This window comes from Streptomyces sp. 150FB (genome assembly GCF_000818195.1).
GTDB lineage: Bacteria > Actinomycetota > Actinomycetes > Streptomycetales > Streptomycetaceae > Streptomyces.
This window is the reverse complement of sequence record NZ_JTHL01000001.1, coordinates 8853896-8856597: the sequence shown is the minus strand read 5'-3', so window position 1 is coordinate 8856597 and position 2702 is coordinate 8853896. Positions and strand designations below refer to the sequence as shown.

Below are 2702 nucleotides of genomic sequence, written 5' to 3'. Positions count from 1 at the left end.
TCGCACCCTGGGTCGGTTCCAGGCGTACTTCCAGCTCGGGCAGGACGAGTTCCGGCTCAGCAACGTTCTGGAAGGTGAGCATGACCTGGAAGAGGGGGTGCCGGGCCATGGACCGGGTGGGGTTGAGGATCTCCACCAGCCGCTCGAACGGCACATCCTCGCTGGCGAATGCGGCCAGATCCCGCTCACGGACCCGCTCCAGCACCTCACGGAACGACGGATCACCCGACACATCCGCACGCAACACCAGCGTGTTCACAAAGAACCCCACCAGATCATCAAGCGCATCATCGGTGCGCCCGGCAACTGGGGTCCCGATGGGGATGTCCTCGCCGGCGCCCATCTTCGACAGCAGCACAGCCAGCGCGGCCTGCACGGCCATGAACACACTCGCGCCGCTCCCATGCGCGATCTCCACCAGCCGCCGATGGACCCCGGCCGACACCGACAACCCCACCGAGCCGCCCACATGGGAGGCGACCGCCGGACGCGGGAAGTCCACCGGCAGATCGAGCTGCTCCGGAAGATCCTCCAAGGCCCCCTTCCAGTAAGCGACCTGCCCCGCCATCACGCTGTCCGGATCGTCTTCGCTGCCCAGCACCTCACGCTGCCACAACGTGTAATCCGCGTATTGCACCGGCAGTTCCTGCCATCCCGGTGCGTGCCCCTCACGACGCGCCGCATACGCCTGAGACAGGTCACGGGCCAACGGCGCCATCGACCAGCCATCGGCGGCAATGTGATGCACGACCATGACGAGCACCCACTCACCGGAGCCGTCCACCTCCAGCAACCGCACCCGCCACGGCAGATCCCGCTCCAGATCGAACCCCACACCGGCAGTCGCGGCCACCTCCTCGGCGACCCGCTCCGGCGCGACAGGCCCCACGGTCAATGACGGCACGCCCGCCTCACCCCGGACAATCACCTGCCGAGGCTCACCGTCCACCTGCGGAAACACCGTACGCAGGCTCTCGTGCCGACCCGCCACATCACCCAGCGCCGCCCGCAACGCCTCCACATCCAGCGCACCCGACAACCGCAGCGCCAAAGGGATGTTGTACGTGGACGACACACCCTCCAACTGGCCCAGGAACCAAAGACGGCGCTGTGCGAACGACACCGGAATCACAGGGTTTTACCTTTCACTAATCCCTCAGAACCAAGGGCACTGACGACATGCGGGGGCGGTCGGCCCGACAAGGAATCGTGAGCGGGTAGAGCTAGAGCTCTTCGCGAGCTCCGCGTCTCTCGCCGCCCGTCAAGTAAGAGGCGGCGTCATCTGCTGTCCTCTTCGGACCTGGGCATACGTCGCAGCTGCGGGCGGGGCTTGGCCGTTGTCGCCGAGGCAAGCTCATTCGCCAGCAACGCCACCGTAGGCGCCCCGAACAGGGATCGAACGGATACCTCAACGCCCAGCGCCGATCGGATACGGCGCACGAGTCGCGTCGCGAGCAGAGAATGGCCGCCCAGCTCGAAGAAACTGCCGTCGATCGAGACAGATTCGACGCCGAGGACTTCCGCGAAGACCTCGCAGAGAATCTTCTCCTGCGGAGTGCGCGGCGCACGACCGGCCTCAGCCGAAGAGAATTCCGGCCTCGGCAACGCCCGCCGGTCGAGCTTTCCGTTCGGAGTGAGCGGCAAAGTCTCCAGCACCACGAACGCCGATGGAACCATGTAATCCGGCAGGCTGCGGCTCACATGACCGCGCAGTTCAGCGAAGACCGCGGTGGCGGGGATGCCGTCAGTGTCCGCTCCCGCCGTCGGTACGACATACGCCACCAAGCGCTTGTCACCGGGGCGATCCTCCCGCACCACCACCACGGCCTGGCTTACGCTCTCGTGATCAGCCAGGACCGCCTCCACCTCGCCCGGCTCGATACGGAAACCACGCACCTTCACCTGACCGTCCGCGCGGCCGACGAACTCCAGTACCCCGTCAGCAGTCCACTTCGCCAGATCCCCGGTCCGGTACATCCGTGCCCCCGCCGGACCGAACGGGTCCGCGACGAACCGCTCAGCCGTCAGCCCGCCCCGCCCCGTATACCCCCGGGCAACACCCAGACCAGCCACATACAGCTCACCAGCAACACCCACCGGCACCGGCGACAGCCCCGTATCCAACACATACACACGTGTGTTCCACACCGGTCGGCCCACGGGCACCGACACATCCCCCGCCCGACACTCCCACAGCGTGATGTCCACTGTGTTCTCCGTCGGACCGTACGAGTTGAAAATCCGACGCCCCGCGGCCCATCGGTCGACCAAGCCCGCAGAGGACGTCTCACCCGCCAGCACCAGCGTCAGACCGTCCGGAAGAGAATCCTCCTCCATCACGTCCAACACCGCGGGCGGCAACGTCACATGCGTCACTCCGTATCGCGTCAAGCACCCGGACAGCGCCTCGCCAGGGACCCGTTCCTCCAACGACGCAACCACCAGGGCCGCACCGGACAACAACGCCATCCACAATTCCCAGACCGACGTGTCGAAGCTCACCGAAGCAAACAGAAGGACCCGGCAACCCGGGCCCACGCCGAAACCCTCGACCTGTGTCCCCGACAGGCTCCCCACACCCACATGCGACACCACCACGCCCTTGGGCCGCCCGGTCGACCCCGACGTGTAGATCACATACGCCGGGAGCCCGGCCAGCAGCCGGCCCAGTCGATCCCCGTCCACGAGATCCGCACTGCCCT

The 2702-nt window shown here is 66.5% G+C and carries 2 protein-coding genes; both read right to left on the bottom strand.

What is annotated here, in order from left to right:
• Window positions 1-1132, bottom strand: a 1132-nt coding sequence (locus QR77_RS37930; protein WP_040026502.1) for a condensation domain-containing protein, incomplete at its 3' end; no start/stop codon positions are given.
• 146 nt (window positions 1133-1278) lie between these two features.
• The coding region (locus QR77_RS37925; RefSeq protein WP_150130613.1) for a non-ribosomal peptide synthetase at window positions 1279-2702 on the bottom strand (1424 nt) is incomplete at its 5' end.